The sequence below is a fragment of the Neorhizobium sp. DAR64862/K0K3 genome, assembly GCF_050500185.1.
Lineage (GTDB): Bacteria > Pseudomonadota > Alphaproteobacteria > Rhizobiales > Rhizobiaceae > Neorhizobium > Neorhizobium soli.
The window spans coordinates 1,924,816-1,949,802 of record NZ_CP191449.1 but is presented as its reverse complement, the minus strand read 5'-3'; the positions used below and the strand labels follow the sequence as shown (position 1 = coordinate 1,949,802).

Annotated in this window: 23 protein-coding genes; 10 read left to right on the top strand and 13 right to left on the bottom strand. The window is 61.3% G+C overall.

Annotated features, from left to right (window positions below; translation table 11 throughout):
* Positions 1–54: 54 nt before the first annotated feature.
* The 4 genes from fabF to gmk all read left to right on the top strand — a co-directional run bounded on the left by fabF (position 55) and on the right by gmk (position 4,333).
* The gene (gene fabF, locus ACQY1L_RS09480; protein ID WP_062453337.1) at positions 55–1,317 is read left to right on the top strand and encodes a beta-ketoacyl-ACP synthase II; all 1,263 of its coding nucleotides are present in this window, start codon (positions 55–57) and stop codon (positions 1,315–1,317) included.
* Between the two features lie 135 nt (positions 1,318–1,452).
* Positions 1,453–2,691 (top strand): endolytic transglycosylase MltG, encoded by a 1,239-nt coding sequence (gene mltG, locus ACQY1L_RS09475; protein ID WP_113111093.1) that lies wholly within the window; start codon positions 1,453–1,455, stop codon positions 2,689–2,691.
* A 36-nt stretch (positions 2,692–2,727) separates the two neighbouring features.
* Entirely contained in the window at positions 2,728–3,636 is a 909-nt protein-coding gene (locus tag ACQY1L_RS09470; RefSeq protein WP_430240748.1) for a YicC/YloC family endoribonuclease, read from the top strand.
* 7 nt (positions 3,637–3,643) lie between these two features.
* Positions 3,644–4,333, top strand: a complete 690-nt coding sequence (gene gmk, locus ACQY1L_RS09465) for a guanylate kinase (protein WP_062579867.1) — start codon at positions 3,644–3,646, stop codon at positions 4,331–4,333.
* Between the two features lie 41 nt (positions 4,334–4,374).
* Here the strand turns inward: gmk and rsmA are convergent, their stop codons facing one another.
* From rsmA to ACQY1L_RS09435, 6 genes are all read right to left on the bottom strand, one after another.
* A complete protein-coding gene (gene rsmA, locus ACQY1L_RS09460; protein WP_430240747.1) occupies positions 4,375–5,220 on the bottom strand; it encodes a 16S rRNA (adenine(1518)-N(6)/adenine(1519)-N(6))-dimethyltransferase RsmA in 846 nt (281 codons plus the stop codon).
* Positions 5,220–6,251, bottom strand: coding sequence for a 4-hydroxythreonine-4-phosphate dehydrogenase PdxA (pdxA, locus tag ACQY1L_RS09455; protein WP_430240746.1), 1,032 nt, complete (start codon positions 6,249–6,251; stop codon positions 5,220–5,222). The genes rsmA and pdxA overlap by 1 nt, the downstream gene beginning before the upstream one ends.
* A gap of 27 nt (positions 6,252–6,278) precedes the next feature.
* Complete coding sequence (locus ACQY1L_RS09450; protein ID WP_113111090.1) at positions 6,279–7,241, bottom strand: peptidylprolyl isomerase; 963 nt, start codon at positions 7,239–7,241, stop codon at positions 6,279–6,281.
* A gap of 132 nt (positions 7,242–7,373) precedes the next feature.
* A complete protein-coding gene (locus tag ACQY1L_RS09445) occupies positions 7,374–9,707 on the bottom strand; it encodes an LPS-assembly protein LptD (RefSeq protein WP_062453331.1) in 2,334 nt (777 codons plus the stop codon).
* Positions 9,707–10,795, bottom strand: a complete 1,089-nt coding sequence (gene lptG / locus ACQY1L_RS09440) for an LPS export ABC transporter permease LptG (protein WP_062453330.1) — start codon at positions 10,793–10,795, stop codon at positions 9,707–9,709. The genes ACQY1L_RS09445 and lptG overlap by 1 nt, the downstream gene beginning before the upstream one ends.
* A complete protein-coding gene (locus ACQY1L_RS09435) occupies positions 10,792–11,973 on the bottom strand; it encodes an LptF/LptG family permease (RefSeq protein WP_062453329.1) in 1,182 nt (393 codons plus the stop codon). The genes lptG and ACQY1L_RS09435 overlap by 4 nt, the downstream gene beginning before the upstream one ends.
* 277 nt (positions 11,974–12,250) lie before the next feature.
* Here ACQY1L_RS09435 and ACQY1L_RS09430 point away from each other — a divergent pair, with 277 nt between their 5' ends.
* Positions 12,251–13,744 carry a leucyl aminopeptidase gene (locus ACQY1L_RS09430; protein WP_430240745.1) on the top strand — a complete coding sequence of 498 codons (1,494 nt, stop codon included), beginning with the start codon at positions 12,251–12,253 and terminating at the stop codon, positions 13,742–13,744.
* Entirely contained in the window at positions 13,744–14,193 is a 450-nt protein-coding gene (locus ACQY1L_RS09425; protein WP_430240744.1) for a DNA polymerase III subunit chi, read from the top strand. The genes ACQY1L_RS09430 and ACQY1L_RS09425 overlap by 1 nt, the downstream gene beginning before the upstream one ends.
* Here the strand turns inward: ACQY1L_RS09425 and ACQY1L_RS09420 are convergent, their stop codons facing one another.
* The 4 genes from ACQY1L_RS09420 to ACQY1L_RS09405 form a co-directional block, all read right to left on the bottom strand.
* Positions 14,194–14,583 (bottom strand): type II toxin-antitoxin system VapC family toxin, encoded by a 390-nt coding sequence (locus ACQY1L_RS09420; RefSeq protein WP_430240743.1) that lies wholly within the window; start codon positions 14,581–14,583, stop codon positions 14,194–14,196.
* Positions 14,570–14,872 (bottom strand): type II toxin-antitoxin system VapB family antitoxin, encoded by a 303-nt coding sequence (locus tag ACQY1L_RS09415; RefSeq protein WP_174195937.1) that lies wholly within the window; start codon positions 14,870–14,872, stop codon positions 14,570–14,572. Before ACQY1L_RS09415 ends, ACQY1L_RS09420 begins: the two co-directional genes overlap by 14 nt.
* A 70-nt stretch (positions 14,873–14,942) precedes the next feature.
* A complete protein-coding gene (locus ACQY1L_RS09410) occupies positions 14,943–16,985 on the bottom strand; it encodes a prolyl oligopeptidase family serine peptidase (RefSeq protein ID WP_430240742.1) in 2,043 nt (680 codons plus the stop codon).
* 70 nt (positions 16,986–17,055) lie between these two features.
* Complete coding sequence (locus ACQY1L_RS09405) at positions 17,056–18,939, bottom strand: ABC-F family ATP-binding cassette domain-containing protein (RefSeq protein WP_430262015.1); 1,884 nt, start codon at positions 18,937–18,939, stop codon at positions 17,056–17,058.
* 206 nt (positions 18,940–19,145) lie between these two features.
* Between ACQY1L_RS09405 and ACQY1L_RS09400 the strand changes: the two genes are divergently transcribed.
* Positions 19,146–20,024: a trypsin-like serine peptidase gene (locus tag ACQY1L_RS09400; protein WP_062453324.1), complete on the top strand. Its 879-nt coding sequence runs from the start codon at positions 19,146–19,148 to the stop codon at positions 20,022–20,024.
* A 78-nt stretch (positions 20,025–20,102) separates the two neighbouring features.
* Here ACQY1L_RS09400 and ACQY1L_RS09395 read toward each other — a convergent pair whose 3' ends face one another.
* The gene (locus tag ACQY1L_RS09395; protein WP_113111084.1) at positions 20,103–20,816 is read right to left on the bottom strand and encodes a Crp/Fnr family transcriptional regulator; all 714 of its coding nucleotides are present in this window, start codon (positions 20,814–20,816) and stop codon (positions 20,103–20,105) included.
* A gap of 206 nt (positions 20,817–21,022) precedes the next feature.
* Between ACQY1L_RS09395 and ACQY1L_RS09390 the strand changes: the two genes are divergently transcribed.
* Positions 21,023–21,745 carry a hypothetical protein gene (locus tag ACQY1L_RS09390; protein ID WP_430240741.1) on the top strand — a complete coding sequence of 241 codons (723 nt, stop codon included), beginning with the start codon at positions 21,023–21,025 and terminating at the stop codon, positions 21,743–21,745.
* Positions 21,746–21,836: 91 nt separating this feature from the next.
* Here the strand turns inward: ACQY1L_RS09390 and ACQY1L_RS09385 are convergent, their stop codons facing one another.
* Both ACQY1L_RS09385 and ACQY1L_RS09380 read right to left on the bottom strand, forming a co-directional pair.
* A complete protein-coding gene (locus tag ACQY1L_RS09385; protein ID WP_430240740.1) occupies positions 21,837–22,886 on the bottom strand; it encodes a GGDEF domain-containing protein in 1,050 nt (349 codons plus the stop codon).
* 174 nt (positions 22,887–23,060) lie between these two features.
* Positions 23,061–23,576 carry a DinB family protein gene (locus tag ACQY1L_RS09380; protein WP_430240739.1) on the bottom strand — a complete coding sequence of 172 codons (516 nt, stop codon included), beginning with the start codon at positions 23,574–23,576 and terminating at the stop codon, positions 23,061–23,063.
* A 152-nt stretch (positions 23,577–23,728) separates the two neighbouring features.
* On the opposite strand from ACQY1L_RS09380, the gene ACQY1L_RS09375 reads away from it, so the two are divergent.
* Positions 23,729–24,418: a glutathione S-transferase family protein gene (locus ACQY1L_RS09375; RefSeq protein WP_430243876.1), complete on the top strand. Its 690-nt coding sequence runs from the start codon at positions 23,729–23,731 to the stop codon at positions 24,416–24,418.
* Positions 24,419–24,499: 81 nt separating this feature from the next.
* Positions 24,500–24,922 (top strand): nucleoside-diphosphate kinase, encoded by a 423-nt coding sequence (gene ndk, locus ACQY1L_RS09370; RefSeq protein ID WP_062453319.1) that lies wholly within the window; start codon positions 24,500–24,502, stop codon positions 24,920–24,922.
* The last annotated feature ends 65 nt before the right edge of the window (positions 24,923–24,987 follow it).

Sequence of the window (24,987 nt, the reverse complement as noted above, 5' to 3'; positions counted from 1 at the left end):
TCGGGCCGTTTCAGCAACTAACTGACAATACTACTACAGGGTGGGGCACTGGCGATGAGGCGTGTCGTTATCACCGGTACCGGCATGGTATCTCCTCTGGGATGCGGAACGGAAGTCAGCTGGCAACGTCTGCTGGCCGGCGACAACGCCGCCCGGGTCGTGACCGAATTTGAAGTCGAAGATCTTCCGGCCAAAATCGCCTGCCGCATTCCGGTCGGCGACGGTTCCAACGGCACATTCAATGCCGACAACTGGATGGAGCCGAAAGAACAGCGCAAGATCGATCCATTTATTCTTTATGGTGTTGCCGCCGCCGACATGGCGCTGGCCGACGCCGGCTGGCACCCGCAGACCGACCAGGACCAGATCGAGACCGGCGTCCTGATCGGCTCCGGCATCGGTGGTCTCGAGGGTATCGTCGAGGCTGGCTACACTTTGCGAGACAAAGGCCCGCGCCGCATCTCGCCGTTCTTCATTCCCGGCCGCCTGATCAACCTTGTCTCCGGACAGGTCTCGATCAAGCACAAGCTGCGCGGCCCGAACCATTCGGTCGTCACCGCCTGTTCCACCGGCGCACACGCGATTGGCGATGCCGCCCGGCTGATCATGCTGGGCGACGCGGAGGTCATGGTGGCCGGTGGTGCCGAATCACCCATCTGCCGGATCGCGCTGGCGGGCTTTGCTGCCTGCAAGGCGCTGTCGACCCTTCGCAACGACGACCCGCAAAGCGCCTCGCGCCCCTACGACCGCGACCGTGACGGTTTCGTGATGGGCGAGGGCGCCGGCATCGTGGTGCTGGAAGAGCTCGAGCACGCCAAGGCGCGCGGCGCCAAGATTTACGCGGAAGTCGTCGGTTACGGCATGTCCGGCGATGCCTTCCACATCACGGCTCCTTCCGAAGACGGCGATGGTGCTTTCCGTTGCATGACGTCGGCCCTGAAGCGCGCTGGTCTTGGCGCATCCGACATCGACTACATCAACGCGCATGGCACATCGACCATGGCCGACACGATCGAACTCGGTGCTGTCGAACGCCTGGTTGGCGATGCGGCCTCCAAGGTCTCCATGTCGTCGACCAAGTCGGCAATCGGTCACCTTCTCGGTGCAGCCGGCGCTGTCGAAGCCATCTTCTCCGCACTGGCGATCCGTGACAATATCGCACCGCCGACGCTCAACCTCGACAATCCCGATGTCGATACTGTGATCGATCTTGTTCCGCATACAGCGCGCAAGCGCGAAATCAACGTGGCGCTGTCGAACTCTTTCGGTTTCGGCGGTACCAACGCGTCTCTGGTGCTCAAGCGCTACGAAGCCTGACGCGCATTCGGCCTTCGCTTCTCGGCTGGACTTCGACAGTCCGGCCGATATCATTTTCCGAACCTGCTTTTTGCCGTATTGCTTGGCCAAACAGCCGGTTGAAAGTCCAGAGTCGAGGGGAAACGGTTGAGCGACATGAATTCATCGAATGATCAGCCGGGTTATGGCAGTGGAAACGGCCATGGCGGCAATGGCAACGGTACGACCCGTGGTCCGATCATTCCGAAATCGCCGAACGAGGCCCTGAAGCCCGAACGGGTGCCGGAACCGCCGCGTCGCTCCAAGAAGGCGCGCAGCCAGCTGGTGATCTTCCTGAACTTCGTCATGACCATGGTCGTGCTCGTCTGCATCGTGGTGATCGGCGGCCTGTATTACATGATCCGGACGTTTCAGGATCCAGGCCCGCTGGAAACGAACGCCCACTTCATGGTCCGTCCCGGCAACGGCCTGGCGGAGATTGCCAACAATCTCGAGCGCAACGGCGTCGTGTCCGACGCGCGCGTGTTCCGCTACGTGACCGCGACCTATCTGCGCGGCGGCGAGACGCTGAAGGCCGGCGAATACGACATCAAGGCGAAGGCTTCGATGAAGGACGTGATGGAGACGCTGATCTCCGGCAAGTCCATCCTCTATTCCGTCGTCTTCCCGGAAGGCCTGACCGTGCGCCAGATGATGCTGCGTCTCAACGAGGATGCGGTGCTGGAAGGCGACATGCCGGCGGAGCTTCCCGCCGAAGGCAGCCTGCGGCCCGATACCTACAAGTTCTCGCGCGGCACCAAGAGGTCGGAAATCCTCTCGCAGATGCACGCCGCTCAGCAGAAGACGATCGACCAGATCTGGGAGAAGCGCGACCCCGACCTGCCGGTCAAGACCAAGGCAGAGTTCGTGGTGCTGGCCTCGATCGTCGAGAAGGAAACCGGCAAGGACGACGAGCGCGCCCATGTCGCCTCGGTCTTCATCAACCGGCTGAACAAGGGCATGCGACTGCAGTCTGACCCGACCATTGTCTACGGCATCTTCGGCGGTGAGGGCAAACCGTCCGATCGGCCGATCTACAAGTCCGATCTGACCAAGCAGACGCCCTACAATACCTATCAGATCAAGGGCCTGCCGCCGACGCCGATCTCCAACCCCGGCCGCGCCGCACTCGAGGCTGTTGCCAATCCGTGGCGCACCAACGATCTCTATTTCGTGGCAGACGGCACAGGCGGGCACGTGTTTGCAGCCACGCTGGAAGAGCACAATGCCAACGTACGTCGCTGGCGTCGGATCGAGGCCGAACGGTCAACCGGCAATGCGGCAGCCCGCGGTGAAGAAGTGGTCGATGGCCAGCCGGATGGCGACGACGCCGAAAAGCCACCGAAAAGCAACTGACGCCTTGCCTCTGGGGAAGGCAGTCCGGAGAAGCGTATGAGCCTGCCGTCTAACCCGAAATCCCTGCAGTCGATGACCGGCTTTGCTCGCAGCGAAGGAACAAGCGGCCGCAACCGCTTTGCCTGGGAACTGCGCTCGGTCAACGGCAAGGGGCTCGACATGCGATTGCGGCTGCCCTCCGGCCTTGATCGTCTTGAGCAGGATGTCCGCAAGCGAATTTCCGAACGGTTTTCGCGCGGCAATCTGCAGGTGGCGCTGTCGCTCTCGACCGAGGACGCGAAGGTGGAAGCGGTGCTGAACCGCGATGCGCTGGCCGCCGTGATGGCGCTCCGTGCTGAACTGGGCGATCTGGTCGATCCGGCACCGCTGCGTCTCGACACGCTGCTTGGCATCCGTGGTCTCGTCGAGATCCGCGAGGCCGAGGATGACGAACAGGCGGTGACGGCGCGCGACGCCGCCATCCTCAACTGTCTCGGCGACGCGCTTTTCAAACTTGAAGAGATGCGCGAGCACGAAGGGTCGGCGCTGCGGGACATTCTCACCCTCCATGTGGACCGCATCGCCGAACTGACGACGCTGGTGGAGAACGACCCGTCCCGCTCGCCGGAAGAGATTGCCAAGAAGCTTTCCACGCAGCTCGCCGCCTTGATGGCAGAGGCGCCGACCCTCGACCGCGACAGGCTTTATGGCGAGGCAGCACTGCTTGCGACCCGCGCCGATCTGCGCGAAGAGATCGACCGACTGAAGGCCCATGTCGTCGCAGCCCGCGAGCTTCTGCAGACGGGCGGGCCTGCCGGGCGCCGTCTCGACTTCCTTGCACAGGAATTTAACCGGGAATCGAATACGATCTGTTCCAAATCCAACGCCTCTGCTGTAACGGCAGCAGGACTGGAACTGAAAGTCGTGATCGACCAGTTCCGCGAACAGGTTCAGAATCTGGAGTGACACGACCATGAGCCCGGCCCCCTCGACACCGAAAACCTCGTCGCCCTCGAAGATGAAGACGACGATCGCGCGCCGGGGATTGATGCTGGTCCTGTCGTCGCCGTCAGGCGCTGGCAAATCCACCATCGCCGGCAATCTCTTGCGCGGCGACCATAGCCTCGAGATCTCGGTCAGTGTCACCACCCGCGCCAAGCGTCCGAGCGAGATCGCCGACACCCACTACCATTTCATCACCGTGCCGCAGTTCGAGCGCATGCGCGATGCCGACGATCTGCTGGAATGGGCCGAGGTACATGGCAATTTCTACGGCACGCCGCGCGAGCCCGTGGAAAAGGCGATGGCCGAGGGACGCGACATGCTGTTCGACATCGACTGGCAAGGCGCACTTCAGCTGCAGGAAAAGATGAAGGCGGACGTCGTCTCGATCTTCGTGCTGCCGCCAACCATGACCGAGCTGCAGTCACGCTTGCACCGCCGCGCTGAAGACAGCGAAGAGGTGATCCGCACCCGGCTTGCCAATTCGCGCTCGGAAATCGAGCGCTGGCGCGAATACGACTACGTCATCGTCAACGACGATCTCGACGAAGCCTTCCACAACGTCAGCTGCATCGTCAACGCCGAACGCGTCCGCCGCGACCGCAGGCACGGCCTGTTCGAGTTCGTGAGCAACCTCCTGACGGAAGAGCCGACACTCTAGGTTCTGGTGTAAAACGGGGCTCTAGCGCTCGCCGCGACCCCTTAAAGCAAGTTCGCCAGTCTTACGAACTCTTCCACCGACAGCGTTTCGGCGCGGCGTTGCGGGTCGATGCCGGCTTTGGCGAGCAGAGCTTCGCCACCGACCGGTTTCAGGCTCTGTCGCAGCATCTTGCGGCGTTGACCGAAGGCGGCGTGGGTGATGCGTTCCAGCTTGGAGACATCGCAGGGCAGGGGATTGGCGCGCGGGATCAGATGCACGACAGTCGATGTCACCTTGGGCGGTGGTGAAAAGGCCTGAGGCGGCACGTCGAACATCATGTGGGGATCGGTGCGCCAGCCCGCGAGGACGCCGAGGCGGCCGTAGTGGTCGTCTTCCTGGTCGGCAACGATGCGCAGACCCACTTCCCTCTGGAACATCAGCGTCAGGCTCTGCCAGAATGGCGGCCAGGTCTTGTCCTCAGGCAGAAGCCAGTTCAGCAGCAGTTGCGTGCCGATATTGTAGGGCAGGTTGGCGATGATCTTGACCGGTCCACCGGAAGCCTTCTCGGCCGCGAGCGCGGCGAAATCGATCTGCAGCGCATCGCCCTCGATGACTTCAAGCCGTCCCGGATAGTGGTCGGCGATTTCTGCAAGCACAGGAAGCGCTCGGGCGTCGCGCTCGATGGCGATCACCTTCTTGGCGCCGAGCGACAGGATGGCGCGGGTAAGGCCGCCGGGACCCGGCCCAACCTCGAATACGGTCACGTCCTCCAGCGGTCCGGCCGCGCGGGCGATCTTCTGGGTGAGGTTGAGATCGAACAGAAAGTTCTGGCCAAGCGATTTCTTGGCGTCCAGTCCATGACGCTGGACGACGTCACGCAGCGGCGGCAGCCCATCGAGCGTCGCCATCAGATGCGCCCCGCAAGGCTCGGTGTCATTGTTCCGGCCATGGCGCCTGCAAGCCGGATTGCCTCGACCAGGCTCGTCTCGCGGGCGACACCCTTGCCGGCGATGCCGAAGGCGGTGCCGTGGTCGGGAGAGGTCCGGATGAAGGGCAAGCCGAGCGTGACGTTAACGGATGTGTCAAAACCCAGCGCCTTGGCCGGGATCAGCGCCTGATCGTGATACATGCAGATTGCCACGTCGTAGCGGCCGCGGGCTTCGTCATGAAACATCGTATCAGCCGGCAGCGGCCCGAAGGCGTTGATGCCCTCTGCGCGCAGCTTGACGATGGCCGGATGGATGATGTCGCGTTCTTCGGTGCCCATCGTGCCGTCTTCGCCCGCATGCGGATTGAGACCGGCAATCGCGATGCGCGGCTGGTCGATGCCGAACCGGACTTTCAGGTCGTGATGGGTCACGCGGCAGGTTTCAAGGATCAGCGTTTCGGTGAGCGCCGCTGGAATGTCCTTGAGCGGAATGTGGATCGTGACGGGGATGGCCCGCAGCTTCGGTCCGGCCAGCAGCATGACGGGGCGCACGGGGGTGCCTGTATGCTTGTGCGCAAGGTCCGCCAGGAACTCCGTATGGCCGGGAAAGCCGAAGCCTGCCTGGTATAGAACGGACTTGGCAATCGGATTGGTGACGACGCCGAGCGTCTTTCCCGCAAACGACAGCGACACGGCGGTTTCGATCGCCTCGATCGTCCCACGGGCGGTGGCGACATGAGGCTCGCCGGCGGCGACTTCGGCTCCGGCCGGGATCGGCAGAACGGGAAGCGCGTCTTCGAAGATCGAAACGGCGCCGTCCGCGTCGGTTTCACGGATCGCAACGTCGAGGCCAAGCAGGGCCGCGCGCGATGCAAGCACCGCCGCGTCGCCGAGGAAGAGAAACGGCGCAATGCCGTGTTTCCGTCTCGCCGTCCATGCGGCGAGCGTGATGTCTGGACCAATGCCGGCAGGATCGCCCTGGGTCAGCGCGAGCGGACGATCAAAAGGCATGCGGTCTCCGTTCAGGCCCTTTGGGCTTTACGACTTCTGGATGTAATCGATCTGGGCCTTGGCGCGCAGATCGTCCATGTACTTCTTGCTATTCGGGTCTTCACCGGACTTTTCAGCCTTGCCGAGATCCTCGGCGCGGAACACGGCTTCGGCCGCCACGTCGTCCGAAACCTGACGCTGCTCGCAGATCGCCAGGAACTCGACGCCACGCTCGGTAACGCGGGTGCCGGTCGTGTTGCCGGAGGACTTCTCGATCAGAGGCTTCCAGTCTTCCGGCAAATCCGGCGCAAGCACGCGGCCCAGATCACGGATGGAAACGTCCAGCATCGTCGCTGCAAAGGTTTTAGCTTCGGCGCAGCCTGGGAACCGCGACCGCGACGCGTCGGCTTCCGCCTTGCGCTTGTTGAGGATGGCGTTCCGCTTTGCCGCGGGAACAACGAAGATCACCTGTTTCAGGAAATATTCGGTGGTGACGGGCTTCTGCTTGTTCTCCATCATGCGGGTAACAAGCTGGTCGGTCGACATGCGCTGACGACCGCCGCCGTAACGGGCGTTGACCAGGCGCGGCCAGCTCATCTGCACGGCGATATAGGCCTTGAAATGGTCCGGTGTGACGCCGGCCTGATTGAGCACGCTGCTCAACTGCTCGGTTGTCATCTTGTTGCCCTGCGCGAAGCGGGCAAACGAACGATCAACGTCCTCGGTGCTGACGGACATCTTGACGCGCGAGATTTCCTGGCGCTTCAGCGTTTCGTCGATCAGCTGATCGAGAGCTACCTTGTTGCTCGGCTTCTGACGCTGAAGGCGCATGAAGGCCGAACGGCGAGCAACGTCGGCGGTGGTGATCGCCGACCGGTTGACGACGGCTGCGACGCCGCTCGTCGACTGTGCCATTGCCACGATTGGTGTCATCACCGGCGTGGCGACCGTGGTCGCGGCGAGCACGGAGACTGCCAGCACGATCTTGCGTGTCGCGGTCATTGCAAACATGAAACCAATCCCTTTTTTCCGCCCGGGCACTTGTCGCGCGACTTTGCGCGCTTTCGGCCGCCATACTAGCCGATTGGCGTCCGATTGCACAATCGTTGCGGCAAAACCATGACGATTCTTCCGTTACCGGTCTCAGTAACGGAAGGTTTGATCGTAATCCTTGGTCGTGCCGATATTGACGTCGCCAAGCGTGCGGAAACTCAGGCGCGCACTGATCGTCCAGTCGTTCGCATCGGCTTCCGAAGGCTTGTCGGTATAGGCAAGCGTGAAGATCGTGCACTCGTCGGCGTAGCTGATACCGACGCCGCGCCGGATGAGCGAACTGTCTGTCAGGTCCCACGTGGCGGAACCGGCCAGCGACCAGTTTTCGTTGACCCGGAGCGACATGCTGTTCTTCAGCACGTCCGTCGCGTCGCTGTCGCCGTACTCGTCCTGCGCATCGACCTTAGTGTAGATCAGCTTGCCGCTGACCCGCGGTGTGGAATAGCTGAACGCTGTATCGGTGCGACGGATATCGAGCGACTTTTCATCGAGCCGCACGTTGTTGGAAAGCGAGAAGCCCTGCGGCAGGTCGATCGCCGCCATGGCGACGTAATCGGATCGCGATGTTTCGAGGCCCGAATTGGCCCCGGCCTGAACAAGATCGTCGCTGGCAAAGGAATTCTCGCCGGCAATCTGGTAGGACTGGCCGAAGATGCCGCGCACGCCGATGCCGTTGTTGAACGAGCCGGTATAGCGGAAGCCAACATTGGCACGGGTGCCGCCTTCGACACGGTCGTAGCCGGAGAACTTGTCCCGTTCGAACAGCGAAGTGGCATCGAACACGAAGCTCTGCGCATCCTCGTTGGGAAGGCCGCCGGACATCTGTTCGTCCGGACGCGCATAGATCTGCGCGATCGGCTCGATGATGTGGCTGCTGTTTTCGCTGGTGATCAGGAACGGATAGCGGGCCTCGAGGCCAGCCGTCAGCATGTATCGGCCGTTCGTACCGTTCGGCTCCAGATTGCCGTCATAGGCAAAGTTCGGATTGGACACATCGTGGCGGATGCCATCGGCGCGTGCTGCAAACAGCGGCGTCAGCAGCAGGCCGCCCGATGTCGTGTAGGTGCGCTTCCATTCGGCTTCGGTCGTCACGCGGGCGTAATCGCCTTCGAGACCAGGGAAGCGGTATGTGGTGCCCTCGAAGTAGGAATCCTCTTCGCGACGCGACAGGTTGGTCAGGTTGGCGTTGAACGAAAGCTCACCGCCGTACACCGATTCGGGCGCGATATACTGGTAGTCCAACGACGGATAGGCGATCGCCTGCTGGCGCTCGAGCGTGTTCGACGTGCCATTGTCCTGGACGTCGAAATAGTAGGCGTGCAGGTCGAAATAGTTACGCTTGCCAAGGCCGGTCAGGTAGACGTCGTTGGTGAACGTATCCTGGCTGACATCGGTCAGGCTGTAGGTCCGCGAGAAGTTCGCGTCCGTCTGGGCCATGACGTTCCAGCCGAAGGCCCAGCGCGGGTTGATCTGGAACTCGCCCTTGGAGGCGGCCATGAAGCGGCTGTTCTGCTCGCGGTCGCTTGTGCCAGCGTCGAACGAGCCGGGATCGCGCTGATCGATGCCGGCAAAACGGAACGTGTGGTCGCCGTTGTCGAACCGGTTGCGCACTTCGCCTTCGACCAGAAGTCCCTGGCTCGAATAGTAGGTCGGGCTGATCGTCGCATCCATGCTTGGCGAGAAGACATGGTAATAGGGGACGGTGACGCCGAACCCGAGGTTGTCGCTGACGATGAACTTCGGAAACAGCACGCCGGACTTGCGCTCGACAGTCTCGTCGGGAACCTCGATCGGGAAGGGCAGTTTTCCAAGCGAAAAGCCGAACAATTCGAACTGTGCATTCTCGAGGCGAATCGTATGCTTCTGTCCGTTGCGAATGACGCGCTGCGCCTTGACTTGCCAAAGAGGCGCCTTGCCGGGTGTGGCGGCGCATGGAAGGCAGGCGGTGTACACGGTGTTGTTGAGCACCATGATATCGCCGGTCTGGCGCTCGGCGCTTTCAGCCGCAAGGCGGGTATTGTCAGTGGTTTCCACGCGCAGGGCATTGATGAAGCCCTGGCCGAAATCGTCGGTCACGTCGAGCTCTTCCGCGTAGACGCGGCTGCCCGACGGTTCAATGAACTCGATATTGCCGGTCGCCATGACGCGGCCGGTGTTCTGATCATATTCAACGCGCTGCGCGACCATGCGGTAACGGTTGTAATAGATCTGGACGCCACCGGTCGCGGTGACGCGCTTGTTGTCCTGATTGTAGGTCAGTTCGTTGGCGCGCAGAAGCATCTTCGCACCGTCTTCAGCAGCCGGCACGAGGCCCTGCGCATACGCGCCGCCCGTCAATGCAGCGACGCCAGAGACACATACAGACACACCGGTCAGCAGGGCGGCGGCGAGCCGACTGATATTTCCGCGGTTACTTACCGCCACTAGCCATCCTCCTGATGAAGCAAGATCGTAGCGCCCAGTGCAGTCGCGACGACGACTGGAATCCAGACCGCCACGAAAGGAGGAATCGCCCCGCTGCTCCCGAATGCCTTCACAAGCACCGAGACGACATAAAGCACGAAGCCCGAAACTATTCCACCCAGAATCATCGACCTGGACTGTGCGAAGCGACTGAATTTTAACGACACTGTTGCCGCAATCATCGTCATGGCGACGAGCAGCAGCGGCAGTGAAAGCAGGGAGTGAAACTGGGTTTCCAGCGCCTTTGTCGAGATTCCAAAGGATTTGCCTATCTCGATCTTTCGGGAAAGACCAAGAAACGCAACGGTTTCCGGCTGAGCAAGGCTCTCCTGAAGATACTCGCGTCTCAAATTGGTTTTGACCTGTGCCGTCTCGAGACGGGTCGGAATTTCGCCCGGCCGATTCTCCAGAACGTCGTTAAGAAGCCAGTAACCATCTTCCAACTTAGCGGTCTTGGCGTCCTGCCGCATGGTGATGACGTCGTCCTTGTCGAAGTGGAAAACCACCACGTCGAGGAGCTCGGTACCGCTTTCGCGATAGGTCTTGGCGCCGATGATCACGTCTTCGTCGCCGGACAGCTGGCGGATCCACGGCACGAACTTGGACGACTTGGACTTGTTGCTGGCCTGCCGCCACGTGGTCTCGAGCGAAATTGATTCGCGCTGGCCCCAGGCGCCGATCGGGTTGACGACGAACAGCGTGAACAGACCGAGCAGAAACGATCCGACAATGAAAGGTGCGACGAACTGCCAGACGGAAATTCCGGCTGCACGGGTGACGACCAGTTCGTAGCGACGGTTGAGCGCGATCAGCACCGTCATGCCGATAAACAGGCTCAGCGTCGGGATGGCCTGCTGCAGGATCTGCGGCACGCGCAACGCCGTCATCGCCAGCGCGCCGTAGAGGCTGTAGCCGTTGAGGCCCGAGAGGCGACGGCTCGTCTCGCTGAAATCGGCAAGAAAGATAATGGCGCTGACACCGAGCAGGAACCAGAATGCGGTGCTGATATAGCGCTTGAAGAAATAGCGGCCGAGAGTGGAGAAGATCATTTCACTTCTCCCGTGGTTCCGCGTCCCGTGGGCGAAAGACGCTTCTGCACGACGGTTGTCGCTTTCGTGATGCTGCGGCTGAACAGGCGAGGCATCTGGATCTGCCGGTTGGTGGCCAGCATGAAGCCCGTCACCAGGCAGGTCACCAGCGGAATCGCGTAGACCAGCGGCACGTAGGCCGCGTTGCGTTCCGTCAGATTGGTGGCCGAGAAGCCCAGCCAGCGCAGCAGGAAGGCGAAAAGCAGCACATAGATCATCGGATGCAGCCGTGCCGACCGGTGCGACCGCGTGTTGCCGGCGACAAGCAGAGACACCAGCGCGAAGGTGATCGGGAACAGCCAGTCGGACAGGCGACGATGCAGTTCGCTGCGGAAGCTCTCGGGCTTTTTCTGATAGGCGGGATCGGTCTTGTCGGGGTTGAGCAGGAAGCTCAGCGGCCGGTCACCGGAGTAAAGCGGCAGGCCGCCCTCATCCGATTGGGTCATCGCTGACAGATCGAACGCATAGGACGCGAACTTGACGATCGAGATCCGGCCGTCCGGGCCTTTGCGATGCACTTCGCCATCGCGCATGGTAAGCGATGTGCCGCCAGGATCGACCGATCCTTCGCGGGCATAATAGATCAGGCCGAAATTCGGATCGCGGTAATCGACGATGAAAAGGCCTTTCAGCACCCGGCCTGAATGGCGCTCGGAGATCTGGACGTAAAGCCCGTCCTCGATGCTGCGAAAGGTCTTTTCCTCAATCACGGAAGATAGAAGGTCAGCATAGGCAGCTGCGACCATTTCGCGCGCGCCGAGCCGTGATTTGGGTTCGATGAAATTGGTGATGGTGAAGGAGACGAGGCTGAGCGCGACCGCGAGCAAGATCACCGGCTTGTAGATGATGCTGCGGGCCGCACCGGCCGCGTCGATCACAGGCAGTTCCGAATCATTGTTCATCGCCGTCAGCGTCTGGGTGATGCCGATGACAAAGGCGAAGGGCAGGACAACCGGAATGATGGTCGGCAGGATATAGCTTGCGAGCTGCATGAACGAGCCCATCGACTGGCCGGTGTCGGTGACCAGGTTGATGCGGCCGAGCACCTGAATCGTCCAGATGATCGTGAGCACCGGAACGAGTGCCACCAGGAACATCTGCAGGATTCGGCGCAATATGTAGAGTTCGAGAAGCTTCATTCCCGCATTATGCCTCAGGTCCTAAGGGGCTTTCGTCCCGCATTCGATCGATGGTAGCCGCGCCTATCTAAGCGATTGGGAACGGCATTGCGACAGGGCCCCTGTCACAAAATGTTGGCAACCCCGGTTTTCTTCGGCGTTGTGACATTTGGAAACAGTGGATTGGACATCAATACGGGCTTTAGGAAGGCACGAAGTTCGATCCTGCGCGCTTGCGTTCGCGACCGAAAGGGTGAAGATCGGGCCTTTCTTCCGCACCACAATGCCTGGAGCTGTAATGTCCATGAAATTCGATATCGCCTTTTCCGCCTCCGCCGTCATCGATGGAGGACTTGCGATTCAGCTCAAGCTTTCGGGAGATGCCGTAGCCGCCGGTGTCGCCGAAGTCGATCCGCAGGCTGTTGCGGTAAGAGCGGCGGGCATCGCCAAGTTCAAAGGCAAGGCGTTGTCGACGCTGGATATTCTGGCCCCGGCCGGATCGAAGGCCGATCGGCTTATCGTGCTGGGTCTCGGCAAGGCCGACAAGCTGACAGCCTACGACTGGCTGAAGGCGGGTGGCGTCGCGGCCGCTGCGGTCAAGACGATGGAGAAGGTGACGGTGTTCCTCGATGCACCCGGTGCCGACGTCGGCGCGGCCGAAGCTGCGGATTTCGCGACCGGCATGCTGCTGCGCGCCTACAAGTTCGATACCTACAAGACGAAGAAGAAGGACGACGACGAGGACAAGTCGCCGAAGACGGTGACCGTCACCATCGTCACCGCAAAAGCGGATGCGGCGACTGAGCAATTCGTCTCGGCGAAGGCCATTGCCGAGGGTGTGATTCTTGCCCGCGACCTGGTCAATCTGCCGCCCAACGTGCTTGGCCCGATCGAGTTTGCGCAGAAGGCGAAGGATCTGGAATCGCTTGGCGTTGACGTGGAGATCCTGACCGAGACAGAGATGACGGAACTCGGCATGGGCGCTCTGCTCGGCGTCGCCCAGGGCTCTTCCCGGCCACCGCGGCTGGCGGTCATGACCTGGAACGGCGGCACGCCGGGAGATCAGCCGGTCGCCTTTGTCGGCAAGGGTGTCGTTTTCGATACCGGCGGCATCTCGATCAAGCCGAGCCTCGGCATGGAAGACATGAAGGGTGACATGGGCGGAGCTGCCGCCGTGACCGGTCTGATGCACACGCTCGCCGCCCGCAAAGCCAAGGCGAATGTCATCGGCATTATCGGCCTGGTCGAGAACATGCCTGACGGCAACGCCCAGAGACCCGGCGATATCGTCACCTCGATGTCCGGCCAGACGATCGAGATCGTCAATACCGATGCGGAAGGCCGTCTCGTGCTGGGCGATGCGCTCTGGTACTGCAAGGAACGCTTCAAGCCTCGCTTCATGATCGATCTCGCGACGCTGACCGGCGCCATCGTCGTCGCACTCGGCAGCCTCCATGCCGGACTGTTTTCCAACGATGACGCGCTGGCGGACGAACTGACGCAGGCGGGCGAGACAAGCGGCGAGAAGCTCTGGCGCATGCCGATCTCCAAGGACTACGACAAGATGATCGACAGCCGCTTCGCCGACATGAAAAACAGTGGCGGCAGGCAGGCGGGCTCGATCACCGCGGCGCAGTTCCTGGCGCGGTTCGTCGGCGATACCCCTTGGGCGCATCTCGACATCGCGGCAACGGCGCTCAATTCGCCGCAGAACGAGATCAACCAGTCCTGGGCATCCGGTTACGGCGTGCGCCTGCTGGACGAACTCGTTCGCAGGAACTACGAGAACTGATGACCGAAGTTCTGTTCTACCACCTGACCGAATCGAAGCTCGAAGATGCGCTGCCGGCGCTTCTCGAAAAGAGCGTCGAGCGCGGCTGGAAGGTGGTCGTTCAGACAGCCGAAGACGTGCGTCGGGATTTTCTCGACGCACATTTATGGACGTTCCGCGATGACAGCTTTCTGCCGCACGGCACCGATGCAGCGCCGATGCCGCAGGAGCAGCCGGTCCTGCTGACCGCGACGTCAGAGAACCAGAATTCCGCGACCGTACGTTTCGTCGTCGACGGCGCCGAGCCGCCGCCGCTCGACCCCTATGAACGCGTCGTCTTCATGTTCGACGGTTACGACCAGCTCCAGCTGGAAGGCGCGCGCGCCCAGTGGAAGAAGCTGAAGGGCGATGGACATGCCCTGACCTACTGGCAGCAGTCGCCCGAGGGACGCTGGGTGAAGAAGGCCTGATCAGGCAAGGTCGGTCCGCGCAAAATCTCCGCCCACATAAAGAAGCGGCAGGCCGGACTGGCGGGCACCGGCGTAGGAGAAGCAATCGCCGAAATTGAGCTTTGCCGAATGGCGGCCCTTGCCGTAGCGGGCGAAGGCGTCGATGGCGGCAGACGCGACTTCGTAGGATGCTGGCAGGACAGAAATCTCGAAGCGTTCGACGAAGCGCTGTACCAGCAGCTTTGTTTCTTCGGGTTGCCTGCCAAGCCGGGTCGCCAGCACAGTCGCCGATTCGTAGATCACGGTCGGTCCCGTGCAAATCGACCGGCTCTCTGCCATGCGCCCCAGAAGCTCGTTTGCTCTGTCGCCGTCGATCAGGATTTCAACGGAGACCGAGCTATCGATGAACATCGTTCTCGCCCCACATCTCGTCGAGATAAGCCTTTTCATCAAACGGGGGCAGCGACTCATTGGGTGGCATGTTGAAATCTTGCCTCAGCCGCTCCAACCGGTCTCGCAAAGCCTGCAGTCGTTCGCTTCGTGTCGTGTTGTCGGAGACAGGTTCAGTTCGTTGATGAACCTCTCCCACCACGCGAACCAGCGCCTGCCGGACCGCATCCTCCTTGCTCGGAGCATTCAGAATTCTCTGCGTCTGTTCGGCAAGCGCGTCGAGAACCGGGTCGGTGATATGAAGCGTCATGGTCATGCCTCACGGGGTTGCGAACGAACGATAGTGTATCCGCGGATTTGGCACAACCGATGGCTACCGCTCACGCTTTCATGATCGTTTCGCGCAGGAAACTGTAGCCCATCGCCAATCGCGCGGCCTGTTCAAGCGTATCGCCGGCGCCGCCGTGGCCGCCCGAGCCGTATTCGTGAAACAGAGGAAGATGCCCGGCGTCGATCAGTCGCTTGGCGAAACGGCGGGCATGCGATGGATGCACGCGGTCGTCGTTGGTCGAGCTTTCGATGTAGATCGGCGGATAGGTCACCTCAGCCGCGGGGTCGATATTGTGGAGCGGCGAATAGGTCAGCATCGCGGCAAGCTCTTCCGCGACGTCAGGGTTGCCGTATTCATCCATCCAGGCCTTGCCGGCTGGGAAGACGTGGAAGCGCGACATGTCGATGACGGGGACCGAGGTCCAGATCGCGCCGAAGTCTTCCGGGTAACGGGTTGCCATGACCGCGGTCAGAAGACCGCCATTGCTGCCGCCATGGCAGGCGATGCGCGACGGTTTTGTGATGCCACGTGCGACAAGATCGCGGGAGACTGCGACGAAATCCTCGAACGCCTTGTGACGGCCGTCGCCCTTGGCGACCGTGTGCCAGTCCGGACCGAATTCCGCGCCGCCGCGGATATAGGCCTGTACATAGGCGCCGCCATGCTCGAGCCAGACGCCGGTATTGCCCGAGTAGTAGGGAGCAAGCGGCCAGCCGAAACCACCATAGCCATACATCAGGACCGGCAATTCGCCCCGGTCCCACGTTTTCGGATAGACGATGTGATAGGGAATTTTCGTCCCGTCTTCGGACGTCGCCTGTAGAAGCTCGGACTGCATCCCTTGCGCATCGAAATAGGCGGGAGAGACGCCTGTCGGAACCAAATCGGGCAAGCGGGCGCGATCCGTCAGGTCGAGACGCCATGTCCCGTAAGGCTGCAGGAAGCCCTGGCCGATGACGGTCAGGATTTCCTCGCCGCGCGTGAGGTCGGCATCGAGCGTGCGGAATCCGACGGTCTGCAGAGTGGACGGCAGCTGCAGTTCCTGCGGCTGCGCATCCGGTTTCGTGAGGTCGATCAGGAATAACCGCGGCACCATCACGTCGCTGACGACGAATGCGCCCCAGGTCTTGAACAGCGAGAACTGGGTGACGGTCTGGCCGTGTTCTGGAGCGAAGATGACACGGGCCGCGCCCAGAGGTTCATCCGAAAACGGGATGAATTCCTGCAGGACGAGGCTGCCGGTTGGATAGCGCTCGTCACTCTTGGCCCGCCAAAGCAGTTGGCGATGGTTGGCGGTGACATCGATCCTGTCGGGCAGATCGAGACGCCGGAGCGCACCTTGTCCATCGCGGACATGGACGCTCATCCGGTCGATCTCGTGGATGACGGTAAAGAACTCGATCGGCTGCTCGTCCGGTCCGCCGTTCCAGAACAGTGGATCGATGATCCCGCCGGTCGCCTGAACGTCGTCCGGGCCCGCCTCGAACAGGATCGGTGCATCTTTCGGATCCATGCCGCGCTTCAGCCGGCGTCCGACGCGGGGCCAGCCCGAGCGGGTGGCGGAGTTCTCGTCGATCGACCCGAAATAGGCAATCTCGTCCGGGTCGATCCAGCTTGCATGGGCTCGCGCTGCCGGTGTGTCGAAACCGCCCTCGACGACCGCCTTCGCCTCCGTGTCGAATTCGAGGAGACGCATCTGGTCGGATCCGCCATCGGACAGGATGACGAGAACGCGGGTCGGCTCGTAAGGGGAGGTGACGGCGCCACTATAGATCCAGCGCTTGCCTTCAGTAACGCAAAAGGCGTCGAAATCGAAAATGGTTTCCCAGGCCGCGTCGTGGCGCGGCTCGTCTGCTGCCGGTAGTCGGCGCCAGAGACCGAGGGGATTGTCCTTGGTGCGATGAAAGTCGAACTGCCAGCGTCCGCGCCGCGCCGGCACGATCAGCCGGTCCTCGCGCTCAAACATCGCCTTCAGCGTGTCGCGGTCCGCTTCGAATTGGGGTGTTTCGAGCGCCTCGGCCGAGATTGCGTTCTGCTCGGCGATAAACGCGAGCGTGCGGGCGTCGTCGTCGGTTTCGAGATAAAGATCCATCGAAGGCCTCCTGTGTCTGCAGCCACTTAGCTAGGCATGCAGCGGGGTAGGGGCAACCGGATTTCGAAACTCAGCCGGCCATCGCCTCCTCGTATTCGGAAGACAGCATCAGCCATTGCTCTTCGGCGGCCGAGAGCTTGGCCGCGGCTTCGCCCCGTTCCTTGGCCTTGGTCGCGGCCTTTGCCGGCGTCTTTTCATAGAGTGCCGGGTCCGCAAGCTCTTTATCAAGCGCCTGAATCAGCTTCTCAAGCTTGGCCGTCAAGGCCTCGGTATCGTTGATCTTTTTGCGCAACGGGGCTAGCGAGGCACGCCTTTCCGCGCTCGCCTTGCGCTGTTCGACCTTCGATGCCGCATCGTCAATCAGCTGCGGTTTTTCTTCTTTTTTTTTACCGGAACTGACAATCAGGTCGCGGTATTCTTCGAGATCTCCCTCGAAGGTTTGCACCGTGCCGTTGTTGACGAGCCAGAGACGATCGACCGTCGCCTCGATCAGATGCCGATCATGGGAGATAAGAATGACCGCGCCCTGATAGTCGTTGAGCGCCTCGATCAGGGCTCTTCGGCTGTCGATGTCCAGATGGTTGGTCGGCTCGTCGAGGATGAGGAGGTTGGGCGCGTGGAAGGCGGCAAGCCCCATCAGCAGGCGCGCCTTTTCGCCGCCCGACAGATCCTTTGCAGGCGTCGACATCTTTTCTGTCGCAAGCCCCATCTGGGCGACGCGGGCGCGTACCTTGCCTTCCGGGACTGACGGCATCAGGCGGCGCACGTGCTCCACGGGAGAATCACCCGGGACGAGGTCGTCGAGCTGGTGCTGTGCGAAGAAGCCGATCTTCAGGCTTGGCGCGAGTTTCAGTTCGCCGCTTTCGGCGGCAAGCCGGCCGGCGATGAACTTGGCGAAGGTGGACTTGCCGTTGCCGTTCGAGCCGAGGAGGGCGATGCGGTCGTCATGGTCGATCCGGAGCGTGATGTTCTTGAGGATCGGTTTGCCCGGCTCGTACCCGACGGCACCGTTCTGCACCGAGATGATCGGCGAGGCGGGTTGCTTTTCGGGCTCGGGGAAAGTGATCGGCTGGACATGATCCTCGATGACAGAGGCGACCGTTCCCATCCGCTCCAGCGCCTTGACGCGGCTCTGCGCCTGCTTGGCCTTGGAGGCCTTGGCCTTGAAGCGGTCGATGAAGGTCTGCAAATGCTTGCGGGCCGCATCGTTCTTCACCTTGGCCTTGGTCTGCAGCTCGTCGTTTTCCGCCTTCTGGCGTTCGAACTGGTCATAGCCGCCGCGATAGAAGGTGAGCTTCTTCTGGTCGAGATGGACAATCGACGTGACCGCATTGTTGAGCATGTCGCGGTCATGGCTGATGACGATCACCGTGTGCGGATAGCGGCGCACGTAATCTTCCAGCCAGAGCGTGCCTTCAAGATCGAGATAGTTGGTCGGCTCGTCGAGCAAAAGCAGGTCCGGCTCGGCAAACAGAACCGAAGCAAGCGCCACACGCATGCGCCAGCCGCCGGAAAATGACGAGGCAGGCCGAAGCTGGGCTTCCTGCGAAAAGCCGAGGCCCGCGAGAATGCTGGCGGCGCGCGCTTCCGCCGAATGGGCGTCGATGTCGACGAGGCGCATCTGGATGTCGGCAATTCTGTCCGGATCGGTGGCCGTTTCCGACTCGGCCATCAGCGCTGCCCGTTCCTTGTCGGCGGCGAGCACGATTTCCAGCAGCGAATCCTCGGTGCCGGGCGCTTCCTGAGCCACCTGTCCGAGCTTGGCGCTCTTCGGATAGGAGACCGAGCCGGTCTCCGAGCTGAGCTCGCCGGTAATCAGCTTGAACAGCGTCGATTTGCCCGCACCGTTTCGGCCCACAAGCCCGGCTTTGGTGCCGGCGGGCAGCGTCACGCTGGCATGGTCGAGAAGAAGGCGCCCGGCAATACGGGCGGAAAGGTCGGTAATGGTAATCATGGCCGCGGTTTTGGCCGAAACCGGGCGTGAAGGCAAGACGGCGGCCGTCGCGATTTGCGGGCATTGTGCGCTGCGAAGGGACAATCTTTCAGGGATCTCCCCCTGTTCCTCCGGGAACAGCCCTCCAGACCGCGCCCATCTAGGTTCGTCCCTGGCCACTCGGCCGAAGCATCCCTGACGGATGTTCGAACAAGGAGGGTTGAGAGATGAAGTTTTGGAAAGCGTCATGCCTGACACTTTTGGTGTCGGTTTCCCTGGCACCGACAGGCGCATTCGCCGATGACCGGTTCACCTGCTGGGCGCCGACCGCGGCGCAGGCGGCCTTTACCGCAGACTACTGGACGGACGAGCGCCGTCGCAATGCAATCCCCGCTCCCGGCCTACTGCCGGAGAGCGGCATGCCAGGTGGCGACGTACATTCCCTCGAAGGGACCGAGGTCAAGCTGGCACCGATCAAGGAGGCTCCGTTCAAGTTCGGTGGCAAGCTGTTCTTTAGCCTGGGCGGAATCGATCAAGCGGCCAGCGCCCAGTTCGTCTCCGACGACAAGATCATTATCGGGGCGGCACACGCCATGTGGCTGAATGGAGACCAGGCCAGCAACGTGGTGTTCTATCCGGGTTATGACGGAGCGCCGGGCGAGGCTTATCCTATCGAAATGGCGTCCGTCCTGACGGCGTGGACGAAGATACCGCAAGTCCCGGGCCTTGCCGCGGCCGCAGTCGATTACGCGGTCATGCGCAGTACCAAGGCATCGACGTCTGGAAAATTCCAGCTGCGTCTCGCTAAGGTGCCTGAGAAAACCGAACTCACCCTGATGGGATATCCCGGACGGCTGGATGGTGGCGAGTACATGTTCATGGAGGACCCGTCGATCAGCGTCAGCGATGCGACGGCTTACGAGGCAAAGCCGCATCCGATGTACGGCGGCGGTGCCAGTGGCGGAGCGTGGTTCCTGCCGGCTGAGAATAAGGCATTCGAAATCTTCAGCGTCGTGTCGAATGGCAGCCCTAGTAACGTCAAGGGGCCGCATTTCACGCATGAGACCGAGGAAATGATCGAGTACGTCAAGGGTGGCTGCAAGTAGCGATCGCAAAAGGGCAGGCGACCTGCGCGACGGAACTCAAAATCCGTCGCGCTCGGCGTCGCGGCTTGGACCACCCTGTCAATTGTCGGTCGCCCCCTCGCGCGACATGATCTTCAGCGATCGGTAGTCGAGGATGATCAGGCGGCCGCGCCGCATGCCGAGCACGCCGTCGCCCTTCCAAGCCTGAAGCTGCGCGTTCACTCGTGGGCGGCTGGCATTGATCAGTTGCCCCATTCTCTCCTGCGATATCGCTCTGTCGATCAGCAGCCCCTCCGGTGTGCTGCGGCCGTGCAGGCGGGCGAGATCGACGAGAAGACGCGCAAGCCTGGTCTGCAGCGTATGCAGTGCCATGCCTTCGGCAAAGGCCATCGTCTTTCTGAGTTTGCGTGCGAACGTCTTCATGAGAAAAGCCGACATCTGGGGCATGCGGGTGATCTCGCTGAAAGCGCTGCGCCGGACCACCATCACGCGGGTCTCGCCGGCGGCGACTGCGTTCGCGAAGTGGGTGCAGCCGAGGGTGAGTTCGACATCTCCCAGAACGTCGCCGGCTCCGAGCTCGGCGAAGATCACCTCATGCCCATCCTCCGAGATGAAGTAGAGGTGCACGCAACCGGACACGATGATCGACAGCGCGTCGCAGGCCTGACCGCTGAAAAACAGCGTCTGGCCGTCCCTATAGAGCCGGCTCGCCGACCCCGACACGAGACGCGAGTACGTGTCGTCGTCGAGATCGTCGAACCACGCGGAATGTCGGATATCGTTGTTGATCTTGGAGATAAGGTTCGATGTCATAAACCCACTCGGACGCTGAGGTGTCGCTTGCCGTCTGAGCCGTGATACGAATAAATGCAATCAAAAGTTGTTACATGCGTGACATTCTCCAGCGATAAATTATTCTAGGTTGTGCTCACGGCAGGAGTTGCCGTTGGTAGCCGAACGGACCGCTCGGTCCGGTCCGCATGTCGCGGCGGCAAGAATGTCAAAGAGGAGAGGTCAGCATGCGTGTTATGATGGGAAGGGAATCGATCGAGATCTTCGAGAAACAGGATCTGGGGACGCCCTATACGCTTACGGTCATGAACGAGAACCCGAAGTTCCAGAGTTATGCGTTGTTCCAGACGATACCGGACGTGGTCGGCGCGTCGCAGAGCCCGTTGTCTCTGGCATGGATGATCGGCAACGCGGCCTCGGGCAGCCCGGAAAACCCGAGCATGTCGACATTCAGCTGGACGATCGACTACTCGATCAGCGCCGGTTACATCCAGGAACTCGGGTCGACGCTCAGCCCGCGGGCCTTTGCGACCGCCAGCAAATGCGACGTCATGCTCGAGGGTCTCAACAACGTCGCGATCACCTACCAGGGCGCGTTCCCGAACGGTGCTCCGGCGTTTCCGACAAATCCGACAGCGGGTCCGGCCGGTGTGTTTCTCGTGCGGGCAAACAACCTGATCCCGTCGGTTCTGCAGCAGGCCAGTGTCCGGATGTCGCTGAATGTGGGTCTTGCGATGGGCGGCAAACCGGCCGTCGCCGTACAGCTCGAGCCAAACCTCGACTACACGTTCACACCGAAGCCAAGCTATTTCATCATCGCCGGCTCGTTCATCGAGGGGCAGGTGATCGATACTGCCATCTCGTCTGCAGCGTTTCCGGTCCAGTTCGCTCAGGGCGTGACCAGAAAGACGATCCGCTTCACGCAGGAAAACCAGTTCGTTCCCGCCTGACGCCGACGCGATCGACTTTTTGCTGAAATGCAGGACGCGGCGCCCGGACGGGCCGCCGCGTCACTGTCGTATGGGGGATCGGTCGATGCGTTCAGGAAACGCGACGGCTTGGATCGCCGAAGATCGCCACGGTGTCGGTTCCGGCACCGGAACCCTGGACGCGAAGGCTTTCGAGTGCGGTCGCCGCATGCAGCTTGATCTGCTGCGGCGAGAATGCCTCGGTCGAGAGCGCCACGCCGATCGACAGCCGCATGTGGGGGTGATGACCTTCACCGGAACCTGCAAACACGAGGCTGTCCGCGATTGAAGCCACGAGCCGATCGGCAATCGCTTTTGCGCCGCTCCGATCGACATCGTCGAACAGAAACGCAAAGCTGTCGGTGGCGGTCCGGGCCAGAAAGTCGTTCTTCTTGATCGCCTTGCGGAAAATCGCGGCGGCGCGCTTGACGATCCGGCCGGCAGTCACCTGGCCATAGGTCTGCGCCATCTCGCCGAGATCAACGAGGCGGACGACAAACAGCGCGGCCGGGCGGTGCTCGGCGGAAGGCGCGTAGAGGAGATCCAGCTTTTCCGCCAGCGCCACATGGTTGGGAAGCCCGGTCAGCCGGTCGGACAGAGAATTGGTTCGGGCCGCTTCCGCCAGATTGCTCGACATCAGCAGCCGGTCGGCGGCAATCTCCAGAGATTTGGTGAGACCGATCTCTACGGAGAGCGTTTCGCTGAGGTTCGCCTGAAGATGATCGAGCTCGGCCTGGATGTCGGCGAGACCGCTGGCACTTCCGCTCCGAAGGCTTTCGGCCGCCGTCTCCAGCGCACGCACGAAATTCTGCTTCTTCAGCGTGGCTTGGGCAATCGTGCCGACGAGATCGAGAACGCGTCTCGTTTCGTCGTCCCGGTTGGCGATCGATAGAACGACGAAGCCGGGAAGCTGGTAGCGCAGGCCGATCTCGTCGATCTGGGCCTGGGTAGCGCCGGCCGGAAGGGTGGCGACGTCGCGGGTAAGCGCCGGATCAGACCCCGACAGCGCCTCGTGGAACAGCGTGTAGTTGCGTGGAAGACCGGCAACGTCCTGCTTTGCCATCTGCTGCGCCACGACAGCCAGGCTCCTGTCACGCGATTGCCGTGCATTGTCCGCCGACATGATCCACCTATTCCTCAGGGTCTCGTTACTGTCTCGTTTCAGGAAGACAGTACGCGAGATCGAGGGTTAAGAACGCCTGAAACGTTGGCTTTTGTCAGGCGTTTGAAGAAGTCTCGTTGCGAATACGGTTAAGGCTGAGTTCACAACCCCTGTTTGTCCTAAAGCCGTATTACGTTAAACCTGCATCCACTGTTTTCCATGCCCGCGTAGGAAGGCGATCATATCGAGCACTACGGAGGGCTTGCCGAGCGAGGTGAGGATGGCGTGCACCTGCCCCCGGTGGTGGGTCTGGTGGTTGAAGAGATGGGCGAGAACAGGCGCCACTGGTTCGGTGATCTCCGTCGGAACGGTCACCGGCGTATAGGTGACGGTGGTGCTGAGCGCGTTATCGGTCAGAGACCCGAGATAGTTCGTGATGCGGACATCTTCAGCGTCACGCGCCGTGCGCAGGTCAGAGAAATCCTCGAACAGAACGGCCCCCAGATCCGTCGAGGCCGTGCCTTCTCCGGTCAGGCGGCGCATCCAGATGCAGTCGGCAACGAGAATGTGGTTCAGCGTGCGATGGACCGAACCGAAGAAGGCCCCACGATCGGCCCGGTATTCGGCGTCCGTCAGCGCGGCACAGGCATCATAGACCTGTGAATTTGCCCAGGAATTGTAAGCGGCAAGCATCTGGAAATGGCGCAGCATGCAAAGCGTCTCCGGTTGTTCACGTGTAATCATACCGGATTTGTCGGCCAACCCGAGGGGCAGGGGTTGATACCACCCATGAAATTTCCTGACTGGATTTGTGAGGCTTCCCATCCCATCATGTGCGGTGAGTGACAGATCAGGAGCCCATGATGACACGCATTCTCTATTCCCTCTGCGGCGCTGACGCGCACCGGCCATTTTCGCCGCATGCGTGGAAAGTGGTGATGGCGCTCAAGCACAAGGGGCTCGAATACACGGAGCAGCCGACACCGTTTACGCAGATCCCCAACCTGGAGAACGGGTTTTCCAAGACCGTGCCGATCATGCGGGACGGAAACGAACTGATCCGTGACAGTTTCGACATCGCGGTCTATCTGGACGAGCGCTATACCGACCGTCCGACCCTGTTCGGCGGGGAAGGCGGCAAGGCGCTCTCCCGGTTTGTCGAGGGTTTTTCGCAGACGGTGGTACACGGCGCAATCGCAAGGATCGCAATCAAGAGCGTGCACGATACGCTGGGGCCGGCCGACCAGGCCTATTTCCGCAGCAGCCGCGAGGCCATATTCGGCCGGTCGCTGGAAGAGGTCGCCGCCGACCGGCAGAGGGAAATCGACACCTTCGCCGAGAAACTGAAGCCGGTTACGCACACGCTGAAATTCCAGCTTTTCCTCGGCGGCGAGGCGCCGCTGTTTGCCGACTACATTCTGTTCGGCGCGCTGCAGTGGCTGCGGGTGACGGATGGTGCCGACGTGCTGGGCAAGGACGGCCTGCTGGCTTCGTGGTTCGAGCGTCTGCTCGACCTTCATGACAGTGCAGGACGCGTTGTGACGGCTGCGTGAAATTAGGCCCATCCCCCTTGTTTCCGGCGAAAGGGGCGGTTAAACACCGCCCACTTTCCGTGGAAACAAAGGATGAGACCAATGGCGATTGAACGCACGTTTTCGATGATCAAGCCGGACGCAACGAAGCGCAACCTGACCGGCGCCATCACCAAGGTATTTGAAGACAACGGCCTGCGCATCATCGCATCCAAGCGCGTCTGGATGAGCAAGCGCGAAGCTGAAGGCTTCTACGCCGTTCACAAGGAACGTCCTTTCTTCGGCGAACTCGTCGACGGCATGACGTCCGGCCCGACCATCGTTCAGGTTCTCGAAGGCGAAGGCGCCATCCTGAAGAACCGCGAAATCATGGGCGCGACCAACCCGGCCAACGCCGACGAAGGCACGATCCGCAAGCAGTTCGCCCTGTCGATCGGCGAAAATTCGGTTCACGGTTCGGATGCTCCGGAAACCGCTGCCCAGGAAATCGCTTACTGGTTCGCCGAAACCGAAATCGTCGGCTGATTGCTGACGGATCGGTTTGATCTACAAAAGGCCGGGGCATTCGCTCCGGCCTTTTTTGCTGTCTG